The 13,455-nt window shown below is 67.7% G+C and carries 15 protein-coding genes; 8 read left to right on the top strand and 7 right to left on the bottom strand.

The genetic code is table 11. From position 1 onward, the window contains the following. Window positions 1-10: 10 nt before the first annotated feature. Window positions 11-574: a carboxymuconolactone decarboxylase family protein gene (locus ACNFIA_RS22630; RefSeq protein WP_416788844.1), complete on the top strand. Its 564-nt coding sequence runs from the start codon at window positions 11-13 to the stop codon at window positions 572-574. Here the strand turns inward: ACNFIA_RS22630 and ACNFIA_RS22625 are convergent. From ACNFIA_RS22625 to ACNFIA_RS22605, 5 genes are read right to left on the bottom strand one after another with little or no spacing between them, the layout of a single operon-like run. After that, the gene (locus ACNFIA_RS22625; RefSeq protein WP_416788841.1) at window positions 561-1,322 is read right to left on the bottom strand and encodes an SGNH/GDSL hydrolase family protein; all 762 of its coding nucleotides are present in this window, start codon (window positions 1,320-1,322) and stop codon (window positions 561-563) included. The genes ACNFIA_RS22630 and ACNFIA_RS22625 overlap by 14 nt on opposite strands. After that, a complete protein-coding gene (gene purT, locus ACNFIA_RS22620) occupies window positions 1,319-2,500 on the bottom strand; it encodes a formate-dependent phosphoribosylglycinamide formyltransferase (protein WP_416788838.1) in 1,182 nt (393 codons plus the stop codon). The genes ACNFIA_RS22625 and purT overlap by 4 nt, the downstream gene beginning before the upstream one ends. A gap of 58 nt (window positions 2,501-2,558) precedes the next feature. After that, window positions 2,559-2,747 (bottom strand): DUF1289 domain-containing protein, encoded by a 189-nt coding sequence (locus ACNFIA_RS22615; RefSeq protein ID WP_259756874.1) that lies wholly within the window; start codon window positions 2,745-2,747, stop codon window positions 2,559-2,561. Further along, window positions 2,744-3,268 (bottom strand): gamma carbonic anhydrase family protein, encoded by a 525-nt coding sequence (locus ACNFIA_RS22610; protein ID WP_205337077.1) that lies wholly within the window; start codon window positions 3,266-3,268, stop codon window positions 2,744-2,746. Before ACNFIA_RS22610 ends, ACNFIA_RS22615 begins: the two co-directional genes overlap by 4 nt. Window positions 3,269-3,309: 41 nt before the next feature. Further along, entirely contained in the window at window positions 3,310-3,906 is a 597-nt protein-coding gene (locus ACNFIA_RS22605) for an NUDIX hydrolase (RefSeq protein WP_416788835.1), read from the bottom strand. Window positions 3,907-4,041: 135 nt separating this feature from the next. Here ACNFIA_RS22605 and ACNFIA_RS22600 point away from each other — a divergent pair, with 135 nt between their 5' ends. The 7 genes from ACNFIA_RS22600 (at window position 4,042) to nagE (ending at window position 12,600) form a co-directional block, all read left to right on the top strand. Continuing rightward, window positions 4,042-4,596: an NUDIX hydrolase gene (locus ACNFIA_RS22600; protein ID WP_416788832.1), complete on the top strand. Its 555-nt coding sequence runs from the start codon at window positions 4,042-4,044 to the stop codon at window positions 4,594-4,596. Window positions 4,597-4,647: 51 nt separating this feature from the next. Beyond that, window positions 4,648-5,148 (top strand): L,D-transpeptidase family protein, encoded by a 501-nt coding sequence (locus ACNFIA_RS22595; protein ID WP_259756879.1) that lies wholly within the window; start codon window positions 4,648-4,650, stop codon window positions 5,146-5,148. A 250-nt stretch (window positions 5,149-5,398) separates the two neighbouring features. After that, the gene (locus ACNFIA_RS22590) at window positions 5,399-6,160 is read left to right on the top strand and encodes a GntR family transcriptional regulator (RefSeq protein WP_259756881.1); all 762 of its coding nucleotides are present in this window, start codon (window positions 5,399-5,401) and stop codon (window positions 6,158-6,160) included. A 15-nt stretch (window positions 6,161-6,175) separates the two neighbouring features. Then, window positions 6,176-7,282 carry an N-acetylglucosamine-6-phosphate deacetylase gene (gene nagA, locus ACNFIA_RS22585; protein ID WP_416788828.1) on the top strand — a complete coding sequence of 369 codons (1,107 nt, stop codon included), beginning with the start codon at window positions 6,176-6,178 and terminating at the stop codon, window positions 7,280-7,282. Further along, window positions 7,263-8,285 (top strand): SIS domain-containing protein, encoded by a 1,023-nt coding sequence (locus ACNFIA_RS22580; RefSeq protein ID WP_416788825.1) that lies wholly within the window; start codon window positions 7,263-7,265, stop codon window positions 8,283-8,285. The genes nagA and ACNFIA_RS22580 overlap by 20 nt, the downstream gene beginning before the upstream one ends. 11 nt (window positions 8,286-8,296) lie before the next feature. Further along, entirely contained in the window at window positions 8,297-10,810 is a 2,514-nt protein-coding gene (ptsP, locus tag ACNFIA_RS22575; protein WP_416788822.1) for a phosphoenolpyruvate--protein phosphotransferase, read from the top strand. A gap of 131 nt (window positions 10,811-10,941) precedes the next feature. Then, complete coding sequence (gene nagE, locus ACNFIA_RS22570; protein ID WP_416789078.1) at window positions 10,942-12,600, top strand: N-acetylglucosamine-specific PTS transporter subunit IIBC; 1,659 nt, start codon at window positions 10,942-10,944, stop codon at window positions 12,598-12,600. A 48-nt stretch (window positions 12,601-12,648) separates the two neighbouring features. Here nagE and ACNFIA_RS22565 read toward each other — a convergent pair whose 3' ends face one another. Together ACNFIA_RS22565 and ACNFIA_RS22560 are read right to left on the bottom strand one after the other, a co-directional pair. Beyond that, entirely contained in the window at window positions 12,649-12,966 is a 318-nt protein-coding gene (locus ACNFIA_RS22565) for a YqfO family protein (protein ID WP_017522254.1), read from the bottom strand. A gap of 183 nt (window positions 12,967-13,149) precedes the next feature. Next, the gene (locus ACNFIA_RS22560) at window positions 13,150-13,359 is read right to left on the bottom strand and encodes a CDGSH iron-sulfur domain-containing protein (protein ID WP_416789076.1); all 210 of its coding nucleotides are present in this window, start codon (window positions 13,357-13,359) and stop codon (window positions 13,150-13,152) included. Window positions 13,360-13,455 lie beyond the last annotated feature (96 nt).

Genomic DNA, 13,455 nt, shown 5'->3' with positions numbered 1-13,455 from the left:
GGGACCTTGCATGAACATCGATTCACGCCTGCCCGCACTGACCGACTCGACCATGGATGAAGAGCAGCGCCGCGTGCTGCAGGACATCCTCAGCGGCCCGCGCGGCAACCTCGACGGCCCGTTCCTGGCCTGGGTCCACAGCCCCGGCCTGGCGGACAACGCCCAGAAACTCGGGGCCTTCTGCCGCTACGGCACCCGCCTGGAGCTGCGCCTGAGCGAACTGGCGATCCTGGTCACCGCCGCCTGGTGGCAATCCCAGGCGGAATGGCAGATCCACGAACCCATCGCGCGCCAGGCCGGCCTCAGCGACCCGGTGATCGAAGCACTGCGACTGGGCCAAACGCCGGACTTCCAGCGCGAAGACGAACGCCTGATCCATCGCCTGGGGCGCTCGCTGTACGAAACCCGCCGCATCGAGCAGGCGCTGTATGACGAAGCCACGGCCTGCTTCGGCGAGGCCGGGCTGGTGGAGTTGATCGGGATCTTCGGCTACTACGCGCTGGTCGCCATGACCCTGAACGCCTTCCAGGTGCGCCGCGGTACGGATGCCCCGCTGCCGTTCAAAGAACCGTAAAATCTGCCCCGCCTTCCGCCAAGGGCCGCGACACCAGCCACTGCGCCAGATGCTCACCCCAGACCTGGTAGCCCAGCGCCGAGGGGTGGTAGCCGTCGATGGCGAGGAATTGCGGCTGCATCTCCAGGCTCACTGCGCAGTAACCTGCGCCCTGTGCCAGTGCCAACGCGCTGAGCTGGCGATCCAGCAGCGCCGCGCGCCGGCCCAGCATGTGCCGCAGTAGCCAGGGTAATGCCGTGAAGTGCTGCAAGGGCGGCACCGCCGTGCACACGACCCGCGCGCCACGTAGGCGAAAGTGCTCGATCAATTGTTCCAGCGCACCCAGCCAACGCCGGCTGGAGCTGAACTGCGTGGTGTCGTTGACGCCGAACACCAGCGCCACCAGGTCATAGTCCTGCTCGGCCACCTGCGGTAGAAGCCGCGCGCAGGCTTCGCCGGCGGTGATGCCATTCTCCCCGACCGCGCGCCAGGCGACGGGGCGCTCCAGTCGGCCCGATAGCGCCAGGGCCAGCCGGCCGGCCAGGGCAAAATCCAGGCAGGACGCACCGACACCGGCGACGGTGGACTCGCCCAGCAGCAACAGGCGAAAAGGCTCGCCAGCGCACTCCGCCCCGGCAACCCCTTCACAGACGCCGGCGGCGGGAGCCAGGCGCAAGGCCGTGCGCCGGGTGCGCACGGCCATGGGCAGGGCCAGTGGCAGCAGCGGCAGCGCCGCCGCCCACCACACCAACCCCGCCCAGCGACTCACAGCTCGACGTGGACCGCCTGGGCCGAGCGGGTGGCCTTGGCGCGGGCGGCGTCGATCGATTCGTCGCGTGCCAGGGCCACGCCCATGCGGCGCTGGCCGTCCACTTCCGGCTTGCCGAACAGGCGCAGGGCGGTGTCCGGCTCGCTCAGGGCGGCGCCCAGGTTGCCGAAGGACACCTGCTGCGACGTGCCTTCCACCAGGATCACCGCCGAGGCGGAATCACCCAGCTGGCGGATCACCGGGATCGGCAGGCCGAGGATGGCGCGCGCGTGCAGGGCGAACTCGGAGAGATCCTGGGAAATCAGGGTGACCAGGCCGGTATCGTGCGGGCGTGGCGAGACTTCGCTGAACCACACTTGATCGCCCTTCACGAACAGCTCCACGCCGAACAGGCCACGGCCGCCCAGCGCTTCGGTGACGGCCTTGGCCACGCGCTCGGACTCCGCGAGGGCCTTCGGGCTCATGGCCTGCGGCTGCCAGGACTCGTGGTAGTCGCCCTTCACCTGGCGATGACCAATGGGCGCGCAGAAGGTGGTGCCGCCGATGTGGCGCACGGTCAGCAGGGTGATTTCGTAGTCGAAATCGATGAAGCCCTCGACGATCACCCGGCCCTTGCCGGCGCGGCCGCCTTCCTGGGCATAGTCCCAGGCGGTCTTCAGGTCAGCGTCGGACTTGAGCACGCTCTGGCCCTTGCCCGAGGAGCTCATGATCGGCTTCACCACGCACGGGTAGCCCACCGCGGCCACGCCGGCGGCGTAGTCTTCATAGGTGTCGGCGAAGTGATACGGCGAGGTCGGCAGGCCCAGCTCTTCGGCGGCCAGGCGACGGATGCCCTCGCGGTTCATGGTCAGCTGCGCGGCACGGGCGGTGGGAATGACGGTGTAGCCTTCGCTTTCCAGCTCGACCAGGGTGGCGGTGGCGATCGCCTCGATCTCCGGCACGATGTAGTGCGGCTTCTCCTGCTCAATCACCGCGCGCAGGGCGACGCCGTCGAGCATGCTGATCACATGGCTGCGGTGCGCGACCTGCATGGCGGGCGCGTTGGCGTAGCGATCGACGGCGATGACTTCGCAGCCCAGGCGCTGCAGTTCGATCGCCACTTCCTTGCCCAGCTCGCCGGAGCCACAGAGCAGTACGCGGGTCGCGCTCGGCGACAGGGGAGTTCCAATACGGGGCATTGCGGGAAACCTCGGGAAGGGATAGTTCGAAACGGGAAGGCTCTCGGGCGTGACGGCGCTAGACCAGCACGCCCTGCTCGCGGGCGCGCTGCTGGCAACGCTTGAGCACCTCGCGGCGCTCGGCATTGTCCATCAGGCCCCAGCGGGTGATTTCGGCGGCGCTGCGCTGGCAGCCCAGACAGATGTCGGCATCGTCCAGCGCGCAGACATGCACGCAGGGCGAGGCGACGGGACGTTCTTCGTTCATTCTTCCTGCTCGGCCAGATCTCGGGCGTAGCGCTGGGCGTTGTGGACGTAATGGGCGGCGCTGGCTTCGAGCATCTTCTTCTGCGGCTCGGTCAGTTCGCGGACCACCTTGCCGGGGGAGCCCATGACCAGCGAGCCATCGGGGATTTCCTTGCCCTCGGGGATCAGCGCGTTGGCGCCGATGATGCAGTACTTGCCAATCTTCGCGCCGTTGAGGATCACCGCATTGATGCCGATGAGGCTGTAGTCGCCCACCTGGCAGCCGTGCAACATGGCGTTGTGGCCGATGGTGACGCCCTTGCCCAGGGTCAGCGGGAAGCCCATGTCGGTGTGCATGACGGTGCCGTCCTGCACGTTGCTGTGCTCGCCGATGTGGATCAGCTCGTTGTCGCCGCGCAGCACGGCGTTGAACCACACGCTGGCACCGGCGTCGAGACGCACCTTGCCGACCACCGTGGCGTTGGGGGCGATCCAGCTTTCCGGATGGGTTTCGACTCGGGACGAGCCCAGGCGGTACTTCATGGGTTTCTCCTCAGGCGGGGGCCGCTCTTTATTCTGACGTCTCAGCTCAGCTTGATGAACTGCGACGGCGGCTGGTGCAGGTCGATGCGGGCGTCGTACAGCAGGTTGAGCAGCTCGACCAGCATGATCGCGGACAGGCCCCAGATCTTGTAGCCCTCGAACAGGTAGCTCGGGACGTACCAGCTGCGGCCGAAATAGTCGATGCGGTGGGTGGTTTCCCGCGGGTCGCCACGGAAGAACTCCAGCGGCACCTTGAACACGGCATCGATCTCGCCGTCGTTGGGGCGGTACTCCACGAAATCGGGGACGAAGCCGACGAATGGCTTGACCAGGATACCGTGCCGCGACACCAGCGTGCTCAACGGTCCGACGACCTCCACCAGGCCCGGCGGCAGGGCGATCTCTTCCTCGGCCTCGCGCAGGGCGGTGTGGATCAGGTCCACATCTTCGGGGTCGCGACGCCCGCCGGGGAAGGCAACTTCGCCGCTGTGGGTCGAAAGCCCGGTCGCGCGCAGGGTGAGCACGAGCTCTTCCCGGGGAGTGATGGGGAGCAGGACCGCCGCTTCCGGGAAGCTGTGGTCCGTTTCAAGGTCGCTTGGCGTATGCGTCTGTATGCGTTGGCGCAGCTGGTCCAGCATGCCGAACATCCTGCGGGGGCCGATTCTTCTAATGGAAGGATCATGGCACGAAAGACGCCCCTGCCCAACCCCCGCCCCTTGCTGGGCGCGCCGCGCAGCGCGCAAGATTGCCCCATCCAATAACAAGGAAGCGGCATGAAATTCTGCAGCCTGTGCGGCGCCGGCGTGAGCCTGCGCACTCCCAGCGGCGACAACCGCCCGCGCTTCGTCTGCGACCAGTGCCAGACCGTGCATTACCAGAACCCGCGTATCGTCGCCGGCTGCCTGCCGGTCTGGGAGGGGCGCATCCTCCTCTGCCGTCGCGCCATCGCGCCGCGCCAGGGGTTCTGGACACTGCCGGCAGGCTTCATGGAGAACGGCGAGACCCTGGAACAGGCCGCGGCCCGCGAAACCCTCGAAGAGGCCAACGCGCGGGTCAATAGCCTGCAGCTGTATACGGTCTTTGATCTGCCACATATCAGCCAGGTTTATGTGTTCTTCCGCGCGGAACTGGCCGACCTGCACTTCAGCGCCGGCGAGGAAAGCCTGGACGTGCAACTCTTCGAAGAATCCGACATTCCGTGGGACGAGCTGGCTTTCCCCACTGTGGGCCGTACCTTAGAATATTTCCTCGCGGATCGGCTGGTTCAGAACTTCCCGGTACGCAATGAAGGGATTCTCCCGATGCTTGCACAGAAAAAGAACCAATAAGCTCGTTTACCGACTCTAAGCCTTTAGGAACTACCCGGGGAACACCACCAGATGCGCTGGTTGATTGCCGTACTTTGTCTGACCTTCGCAGCGTTCTCGCATGCCAATGCGACACCCACGCTCGACGGTCATATCGACAAGATTCTCGTGCTCAAGTCCGAGCGCAAACTGCACCTCATGAGCAACGGCAAGGTTCTCAAGAGTTACCGCGTGTCCCTGGGCAAGCGCCCGCAAGGGCCGAAGCTGGCCGAGGGCGACAACCGTACGCCGGAAGGCTTCTACTGGGTCGACTGGCGCAAGACCAGCGACAAGTACAACCTGTCCATGCACATCTCCTACCCCAACGCGCGCGACGTGGCCAAGGCGCGGGAAAAAAGCCTGTCGCCCGGCGGCATGATCATGATCCACGGCACGCCAGTGGATGACGAATACCCCGAGTGGTACTTCTCCACCCTGGACTGGACCAATGGCTGCATCGCCATGACCAACGCCGACATGCGCGAGGTCTGGAGCCTGGTCAAGGACGGTACGCTGATCGAGATCCGTCCCTGACGCGACCACACTGATACCAGTTCCATCCCGAACGCCGCCGCGGCCCAGCCCTGGCGGCGTTTTTCGTTGTCCCCTTCTCGCATTCGCTGATCGCTGGCAAGGCTTTAATCCCGGCGCCTCGCCGATTATCGACGTTCCGTGACGCAGAATGCAGTTCGTCGGCTGTCGCCCCGGGCCGGCTGAGCGGCGTTGACGTGGTATTTAAGTGGTATTAGCGTAAATTCCACTGACCTCGCCACCGAGCCCCGCCATGACCAGCCAGCCCACCCTGATCAGTGCCGAGCAACGCCTGCAGGCCCTGCGCCCGGACGAGTCCCTGTCCACCCCGCTCTACCTGCAGCTGGCCCGCAGCCTGGAAGCCGCCATCCATGCCGGCCACTGGCGCGCCGAGGAAGCGCTGCCCTCCGAACGCCACCTGAGCGAACACCTGGGTCTGTCGCGGGTCACCGCCCGCAAGGCGCTGGAAGTCCTGCTCGAACAAGGTCTGGTGCATCGCATCCAGGGCTCCGGCACCTTCATCACGCCGCGCCTGGAGCAACCGCTGTCACGGCTGTCCAGCTTCAGCGAAATGCTCCGCCTGAAGGGTTTCACCCCCAGCTCCACCTGGCTGGAACGGGAGATCAGCCTGCCCACCCATGAAGAAGTGATCCGCCTGGGCCTGTCGCCCACCGAGAAGGTGGTGCGCATGAAACGCCTGCGCAAGGCGGACGGCGTAGTCATGGCCATCGAGCACAGCACGTTGCCGGCGCGCCTGCTGGGTGACCCGACGGCAGTGGGCCATTCCCTCTACGCCCACCTGGACGCCATTGGCCGCCCGGTGGTTCGCGCCCTGCAGCACGTGCAGGCGATCAACGCCTCCGCCGAGGAGGCCGCGCTGGTGGGCATCAAGCCCGGCACCGCGATGCTGCTGATGACCCGTATCGGCTACCTCGAAGACAACACCGCAATCGAGCTGACCGACACCTACTGCCGCAACGATTACTACGACTTCGTCGCCGAACTGCGGCGCTGACGCGGGACCATTTCCATGCTCGAAGGCAACATCCTCACCCCCATGGGCTGGATCGTCGGCAGCCTGCACCTGCAGGACGGCCGTATCCAGCGCATCGAAGGCTCGCTCGGCGATCCTTCGCACAACGACCTGCCCTACCTGCTGCCCGGCTTCATCGACCTCCACGTCCATGGCGGCGGCGGCCACGACATCATGGAAGGCGCTGCCGCGTTCGCCGCCATTGCCCGTACCCACCTGCGCTTCGGCACCACCTCGCTGCTCGCCACCACCATGACGGCGCCACGGGAGGAAATCAGCGGCGTGCTCGGCGCGCTCGGCGAGTATTGCCAGGCACCGCGCGGCCAGGCTGCACGCGTGCTCGGCGTGCACCTGGAAGGCCCGTTCATCAATTCCGGCAAGCTCGGTGCGCAACCCAACTTCGCCCACGCCGCGGTGCTGGAGGAAGTGGATGCATTCCTGCGCCTGGCGCCGATCCGGGTGATCACCATCGCCCCGGAAATCGCCGGCCACCTGCCGTTGATCCGCGCCCTGGCCGATCGCGGCGTGCGCCTGCAGATCGGCCACACGCTGGGCAGCTACGAGGATGGCGTGGCGGCCATGGAGGCCGGCGCCACCAGCTTCACCCACCTGTACAACGCCATGACCGGCCTGCATCACCGCGAGCCCGGCATGGTCGGCGCCGCCCTGGCCCACGCACAGTTCGCCGAGTTGATCCCCGACCTGCTGCACGTGCATCCCGGCGCCATCAAGGTCGCCCTGCGCTCGATCCCGTGCCTGTACTGCGTGACCGACTCCACCGCCGCCGCCGGCATGCCTGACGGCGAATACAAGCTGGGCAGCCATACCGTCACCAAGTGCCTTGGCGGCGTGCGCCTGCCCGACGGCACCCTGGCCGGCAGCACGCTGACCATGGACCAGGCCCTGCGCAACCTGGTGAAGATCGGCCTGCCCATCGCCGAAGCCTCCCAGCGCCTCTCGCAATTCCCCGCCGACTACCTGGGGCTGCCCGAGCGCGGCCGCCTCACCCCCGGAGCCTGGGCCGACATCGTGCGCCTGGACCGTTCCCTGACCCTCGAGACCGTCTGGGTCGAAGGAGATCCGCTTGACCTCGCTGATGCTTGAAGAAGCACTGTCCGCCGCCGATGTGGTGGCGCGCCAGCTGCCCGTCCTGGACGCGCGCCTGCCCGACCTGGGCGAGCGCCTGCGCGCCGCCGCGCCCAGACTGGCAATGACCGTCGCCCGCGGCAGCTCGGACCACGCCGCCAGCTACTTCGCCTACCTGACCATGCAGCACGCCGGCCTGCCAGTGGCCTCGCTGCCGATGTCGGTGGTGACCCTGCGCCAGGCGCCTCTGCAGGTCGAGGGCCAGGTCGCCTTCGCCTTCTCGCAATCCGGCCAGAGCCCCGACCTGGTCGAGAGCCTCAGCCGCCTGCGCGAGCGCGGCGCCGTGAGCGTTGCCCTGGTCAACGCCGAGGGCTCGCCGCTGGAAGCCGCCGCCGAGTTCACCGTACCGCTGTGCGCAGGCCCCGAACGCAGCGTCGCCGCCACCAAGAGCTTCATCGCCACCCTCAGCGCCTCGACCCGCCTGCTGGCACACTGGCAAGGCGACCAGGCCTTGCTCGACGCCGGCAGCGAACTGGCCGCGGACCTCAGGCGCGCCGCGGACCTCGACTGGACACCGGCCATTCATGCCCTGCGCGACTGCGAGCGGCTGATGGTGATCGGCCGTGGCACCGGCTTCGCCGTGGCCCAGGAGGCCGCGCTGAAGTTCAAGGAAACCTCGGCGATCCAGGCCGAAGCCTTCAGCAGCGCCGAAGTGCGCCACGGCCCGATGGCCCTGGTGGACGAGCATTACCCCCTGCTCGTCCTGGCCCCCCGCGGCCCCGAGCAGGCCGGCCTGCTGGCCCTGGCCGAGGACATGCGCCAGCGCGGCGCGCGCGTGCTGCTCGCCGCCCCGGACGACGTCGCCGGCCGCGACCTGCCGCTGGCCACCGCCGTCCACCCGGCACTCGACCCGATCCTGGCCATTCAGAGTTTCTACGTCATGGCCGCCGGCCTTTCCCAGGCTCGCGGCATGAACCCGGACCAGCCGCGGCACCTGAGCAAGGTCACCCGCACCCATTGAGCGCAGCCACCATGAACAACAACAACCTGGCCCTCAAAGCCTTCTTGAGCGGGCCCGTGATGCCCCTCAGCCGCGTCCCCGACCCGGTGTTCTCCAGCGGCGCCATGGGCGACGGCATCGCCATCGACCCGCTGAACGACTGCCTGTACGCGCCCTGCGCCGGTGTGGTCATGCACGTCGCGCGGACGCGCCATGCCGTGACCCTGAAGGCCGACAACGGCGCCGAGCTGCTGTTGCACCTGGGCCTGGACACTGTCGAGCTGCAGGGCGAGGGCTTCGATGCCCTGGTCCAGGAAGGGACGCGGATCACGGAGGGCCAGCCGCTGCTGCGCTTCGATCTGGACAAGGTGGCGCGCGGCAGCAAGAGCCTGATCACGGTGCTGATCCTCACCAATGGCGAAGGCTTCCAACTGCGCCCGCTGACCACCACCTGCGTGGACGTCGGCGCGCCGCTGCTGCAACTCAGCCGAACCGGCAGCGCACCGGCAGTTGCCGAGCCAGCCGCCAGCGGCGGCGAATCCCGTGGCCATGTCCGCGTGGCCTTGCACGGCGGCCTGCATGCCCGCCCGGCCGCACTGTTGCGCAAGAGCGCCCAGGCATTCTCCAGCCGCGCCGAACTGTGCTTCGCTGGCCGCTCCGCCAGCGTCGACAGCCTGGTCGGCATCATGGGCCTGGGCGTCGCCGAACAGGACGAAGTGGAAGTGATCTGCCGCGGCGCGGACAGCGAAGCGGCGCTCCACGCCCTGCTCAAGACACTGGCTACCGCAGGCACCGAACCCACGCCGCAGCCGGTCACGCCGCTCCCCGTCGCGGCGCCGCGCGGCGTGGAAGAGCCCGGCGTGCTGGCCGGCGTCTGCGCCTCCCCCGGCCTGGCCAGCGGCCCGTTGGTGCGCCTGGGCGCCCTCCATCTGCCGGACGATCGTGGCGATTCCCAGCCAGACGAGCAGCACCGAGCCCTGGACCAAGCGCTGGAGCGGGTTCGCGGCGACGTGCGCGCCACCCTGCAACAGGCCGCCAGGCAAGGCCATGCCGAGGAGGAAGCGATATTCACCGCGCACCTCGCCCTGCTGGAGGACCCGGGCCTGCTCGATGCGGCCGACCTGCTGATCGACCAGCGCGTCAGCGCCGCCCATGCCTGGCACCGCGCCGTGCAGACCCACTGCGGCATTCTCCAGTCGCTGGGCAACCCGCTGCTGGCCGAGCGCGCCAATGATCTGCGCGACCTGGAAAAACGCGTGCTGCGCGTTCTGCTCGGCAACGACGGCGAACAGGCCATCGCCGCCGGCAGCCTGGTCGCCGCCCAGGAAATCACCCCGTCCGACCTTGGACCGCTGGTCCGCGCCGGCGTCGCCGGCCTGTGCATGGCCGAAGGCGGCGCCACCTCCCACGTCGCCATTCTCGCTCGCGCCAAGGGCCTGCCGTGCCTGGTCGCCCTCGGCCCGCAAGTGCTCGAACTCGACGAAGGCCGCGTGCTGGTGCTCGACGCCAGCAACGGCCGCCTGGAGTACGCCCCCAGCGCCGAACGGATCGCCCAGGTCGCCATGCAACGCGAACAACGCGAGCAGGCGCGCCAGCAGCAGCGCGCCCAGGCCCGGCAAGCCGCCGTGACCCGCGACGGGCGGCATATCGAAGTAGGTGCCAACGTCGCCAACCCCGAGGAAGCCGCCGAAGCCTTCGCCGCCGGGGCCGACGGCGTGGGCCTGCTGCGTACCGAATTCCTCTTCCTCGACCGCCAGCAGGCGCCGAACGAAGAGGAGCAGCAGCACGCCTACCAGGGCGTGCTGGACGCCATGGGCGAGCGCCGGGTGATCATCCGCACCATCGACGTGGGCGGCGACAAGCACCTCGCCTACCTGCCACTGCCTGCCGAAGAAAACCCGGCCCTGGGCCTGCGCGGCATCCGCCTCGGCCAGGCGCTGCCGCAGCTGCTTGACCAGCAGTTGCGCGCGCTGCTGCGGGTGGCGCCGATCCGCCGCTGCCGCGTGCTGCTGCCCATGGTCAGCGAGGTGGACGAGCTGATCGCCATCCGCCAGCGCCTGGACCAGTTGGCACACGAGCTGGGCATCGAGGAACGCCCCGAACTGGGCGTGATGATCGAGGTACCCTCAGCCGCCCTGCTGGCCGACCAGTTGGCCGAACACGCGGATTTCCTGTCCATCGGCACCAACGACCTGTCGCAGTACACCCTGGCCATGGACCGCTGCCACGCCGGGCTCGCCGCGCGCATCGATGCACTGCACCCGGCGCTGCTGCGGCTGATCGCCCAGACCTGCGCCGGTGCCGCGCGCCATGGCCGTTGGGTGGGCGTGTGTGGCGCGCTGGCCTCCGAAGCGCTGGCCACGCCCGTGCTGATCGGGCTGGGCGTGCAGGAGCTCTCGGTCAGCCCCGGCCTGGTCGGCGAAATCAAGGCGCGAGTCCGCGAACTCAACGCGGAAGACTGCCGCCAACGCAGCCAGGAATTGCTGGCCCTGGGCAGCGCCCGCGCCGTGCGCGACGCCTGCGCCCGCTTCTGGCCGCACGCCTGAAGCCCGACAACAAGAATCGGAGTCACACCATGACCACAGACCTGCTCCAGACCGCGCAAGGCCCGCGCCAGTTGCTCGCGCATCTCTACGGCGGTTTCATCGAGACGCTGCAGCGCCTGGGCCGCGCCCTGATGCTGCCGATCGCCATCCTGCCGATTGCCGGGCTGCTGCTGCGCCTGGGCGACAAGGACCTGCTGAACATCCTGCTGATCCACGATGCCGGCAACGCCATCTTCGCCAACTTGGCGCTGATCTTCGCCATCGGCATTTCCGTCGGTTTCGCCCGCGACAACAACGGTACCGCCGGCCTGGCCGGGGCCGTGGGCTACCTGGTGATGATGTCGACGCTCAACGCCATCGACCCGCACATCAACATGGGCGTGCTGTCGGGCATCGTCAGCGGCCTGGTGGCCGGCACGCTGTACAACCGCTTCAAGGACATCGCGCTGCCGCAGTACCTCGCCTTCTTCGGCGGCCGCCGCTTCGTGCCCATCATCACCGGCCTCGCCACCCTGGGCCTGGGCGTGCTGTTCGGGCTGGTGTGGCCGCCGGTGCAGGGGGTCATCGACGACCTCGGCAACCTGCTGGTGGGCAGCGGCAGCTTCGGCGCCTTCGCCTTCGGCGTGCTCAACCGCCTGCTGATCGTCACCGGCCTGCACCACATCCTCAACAACCTGATGTGGTTCGTCTTCGGCGCCTTCCCCGATCCGGAAACCGGTCGCCAGGTCACCGGCGACCTCGCCCGCTACTTTGCCGGCGACCCGAAAGGCGGCCAGTTCATGGCCGGCATGTTCCCGGTGATGATGTTCGGCCTGCCCGCGGCCTGCCTGGCCATGTACCGCAACGCCCTGCCGGAACGCCGCAAGCTGGTTGGCGGGCTGCTGCTGTCGATGGCGCTCACCGCCTTCCTCACCGGTGTCACCGAGCCGGTGGAGTTCGCCTTCATGTTCCTCGCCCCGCTGCTCTATGCGCTGCACGCACTGCTGACGGGTCTGTCGATGGCCATCACCGACCTGCTGAATATCCGCCTGGGCTTCACCTTCTCCGGCGGCGCCATCGACCTGGCCCTGGGCTGGGGCAAGTCCACCAACGGCTGGATGATCTGGCCACTGGGACTGTGCTACGCCCTCACCTACTACTTCGTGTTCGACTTCTGCATCCGCCGTTTCCGCCTGAAAACGCCTGGCCGGGAGGAAAGCAGCGAAAACACCGACGCCGAAGCGGCTCCCCATTCCTCCGAGCAGCGCGCGCCCGCCTTCATCAAGGCCCTCGGCGGCGCCGCCAACCTGGAAGTCGTGGATGCCTGCACCACCCGCCTGCGCCTGAAACTGCTGGACCGCAATAAAGCGTCCGACGCACAGCTCAAGGCGCTGGGCGCAATGGCCGTGGTGCGTCCTGGCAAAGCGGGCAGCCTGCAGGTCGTGGTCGGTCCGGAAGCCGACAGCATCGCTGACGAAATCCGCCGCGCGCTGCCCGCCGGCATCCTGCAGGAGCATGCCGCCCAATCCGCCAGCGAGGCCCCGGCTGAGCCACCGGCCGAGCGAGTCTCCTCGCAGGAAGCCGGCCAGTGGCTGCAGGCCCTGGGCGGGCGGGACAACCTGCTCAGCCTGGAAAGCGTCGCGTTGACCCGCCTGCGGGTGGCGCTGAAGAACGGCCAGCAGTTGCAGCAGAAGCAACTCACCGAACTGGGCTGCCAGGGTGTCAGCCAGGTGGCCGAGGGCGTCTATCACCTGCTGGTGGGGCCCCGCGCCGGCGCGTTGGGGCAATCCCTCGGCGCGCTACCCGACTGATTGGCCGGGCAAGAAAAAAGGCGCCTGCGGGCGCCTTTTTCGTAGTGATCAGAACACCATGTCCGAAAGTCGCCAGACCTCGAAGGCCGGCGTTTCGTAGGGATGCGCCTGCTTGAGGGCCTTCACCGAGTCATGGATCAACTCGTCGGCCACCACCATCTCCACCTTCCACTCGGCGACCTGCTCGACGCTGCCGGCCTGGCCGATGAACGGATTGCTGCCCTGCAACGGGCGAAACTGTCCCTGTCCGAGCGCCTGCCAGCAACAGCTGTCGTAGGCACCGATGCGTCCTGCACCGGCGGCGAACACCGCCTTCTTGACCGGTTCCAGATGACTTTCCGGAACGTAGAAACACAGTTTGTACATCGGAGACTCCGATCGAAACAGGGACACAGCCGTGGCAAAGCGCGACACGGGTGACAAATGCTGCCACAAATAGTGGCACTTTGCCTCTTATGACTTGCTGGTCATCGTGCAGGTTCGACCGTCGGGTGCCGGGCTTGTTCGCTGGTGAAGGACTTTGTCTGAATTCTGTGACGGACTTCGACCTCACCGTCCCCTGAAGCGGCGCCAGCGTTCCTTCAGCCCAGGCGCACCTGGCGCGTGGGAACCGTCGCAATACGGCAGCGTTGCCGAACGCCCGCAGCGGCACAACAACAGATGCCGCTCGCGACTGACCGTCAGCTCCAGCGCATCGACACACCCCGCGTCGGCATCCGGCAACCTCGCGCATCGCCCACAACGACACAGGCGCAGCACCTGCCCGGGCTGGACTGGGCGAACCTCTGGAAGAACCTCCTCGCCCGCCAAAGCGCCTCCTTTCCGAAAGTCAGACAAAGAAAAAGGGGAAAGCTT

It is taken from the genome of Pseudomonas sp. NY15437, from assembly GCF_048068435.1.
Taxonomy (GTDB): domain Bacteria; phylum Pseudomonadota; class Gammaproteobacteria; order Pseudomonadales; family Pseudomonadaceae; genus Pseudomonas; species Pseudomonas nitroreducens_B.
This window is presented reverse-complemented; position numbering and strand designations above follow the sequence as displayed.

What these genes read in the sequence shown, in the direction of transcription:
- ACNFIA_RS22630 (WP_416788844.1), top strand. Translation starts at nt 11, where the DNA reads ATGAACATCGATTCACGCCTGCCCGCACTGACCGACTCGACCATGGAT.
- purT (WP_416788838.1), bottom strand. Translation starts at nt 2,500, where the DNA reads ATGCCCCGTATTGGAACTCCCCTGTCGCCGAGCGCGACCCGCGTACTG.
- ACNFIA_RS22615 (WP_259756874.1), bottom strand. Translation starts at nt 2,747, where the DNA reads ATGAACGAAGAACGTCCCGTCGCCTCGCCCTGCGTGCATGTCTGCGCG.
- ACNFIA_RS22610 (WP_205337077.1), bottom strand. Translation starts at nt 3,268, where the DNA reads ATGAAGTACCGCCTGGGCTCGTCCCGAGTCGAAACCCATCCGGAAAGC.
- ACNFIA_RS22605 (WP_416788835.1), bottom strand. Translation starts at nt 3,906, where the DNA reads ATGCTGGACCAGCTGCGCCAACGCATACAGACGCATACGCCAAGCGAC.
- ACNFIA_RS22600 (WP_416788832.1), top strand. Translation starts at nt 4,042, where the DNA reads ATGAAATTCTGCAGCCTGTGCGGCGCCGGCGTGAGCCTGCGCACTCCC.
- ACNFIA_RS22595 (WP_259756879.1), top strand. Translation starts at nt 4,648, where the DNA reads ATGCGCTGGTTGATTGCCGTACTTTGTCTGACCTTCGCAGCGTTCTCG.
- ACNFIA_RS22590 (WP_259756881.1), top strand. Translation starts at nt 5,399, where the DNA reads ATGACCAGCCAGCCCACCCTGATCAGTGCCGAGCAACGCCTGCAGGCC.
- nagA (WP_416788828.1), top strand. Translation starts at nt 6,176, where the DNA reads ATGCTCGAAGGCAACATCCTCACCCCCATGGGCTGGATCGTCGGCAGC.
- ptsP (WP_416788822.1), top strand. Translation starts at nt 8,297, where the DNA reads ATGAACAACAACAACCTGGCCCTCAAAGCCTTCTTGAGCGGGCCCGTG.
- nagE (WP_416789078.1), top strand. Translation starts at nt 10,942, where the DNA reads ATGCTGCCGATCGCCATCCTGCCGATTGCCGGGCTGCTGCTGCGCCTG.
- ACNFIA_RS22565 (WP_017522254.1), bottom strand. Translation starts at nt 12,966, where the DNA reads ATGTACAAACTGTGTTTCTACGTTCCGGAAAGTCATCTGGAACCGGTC.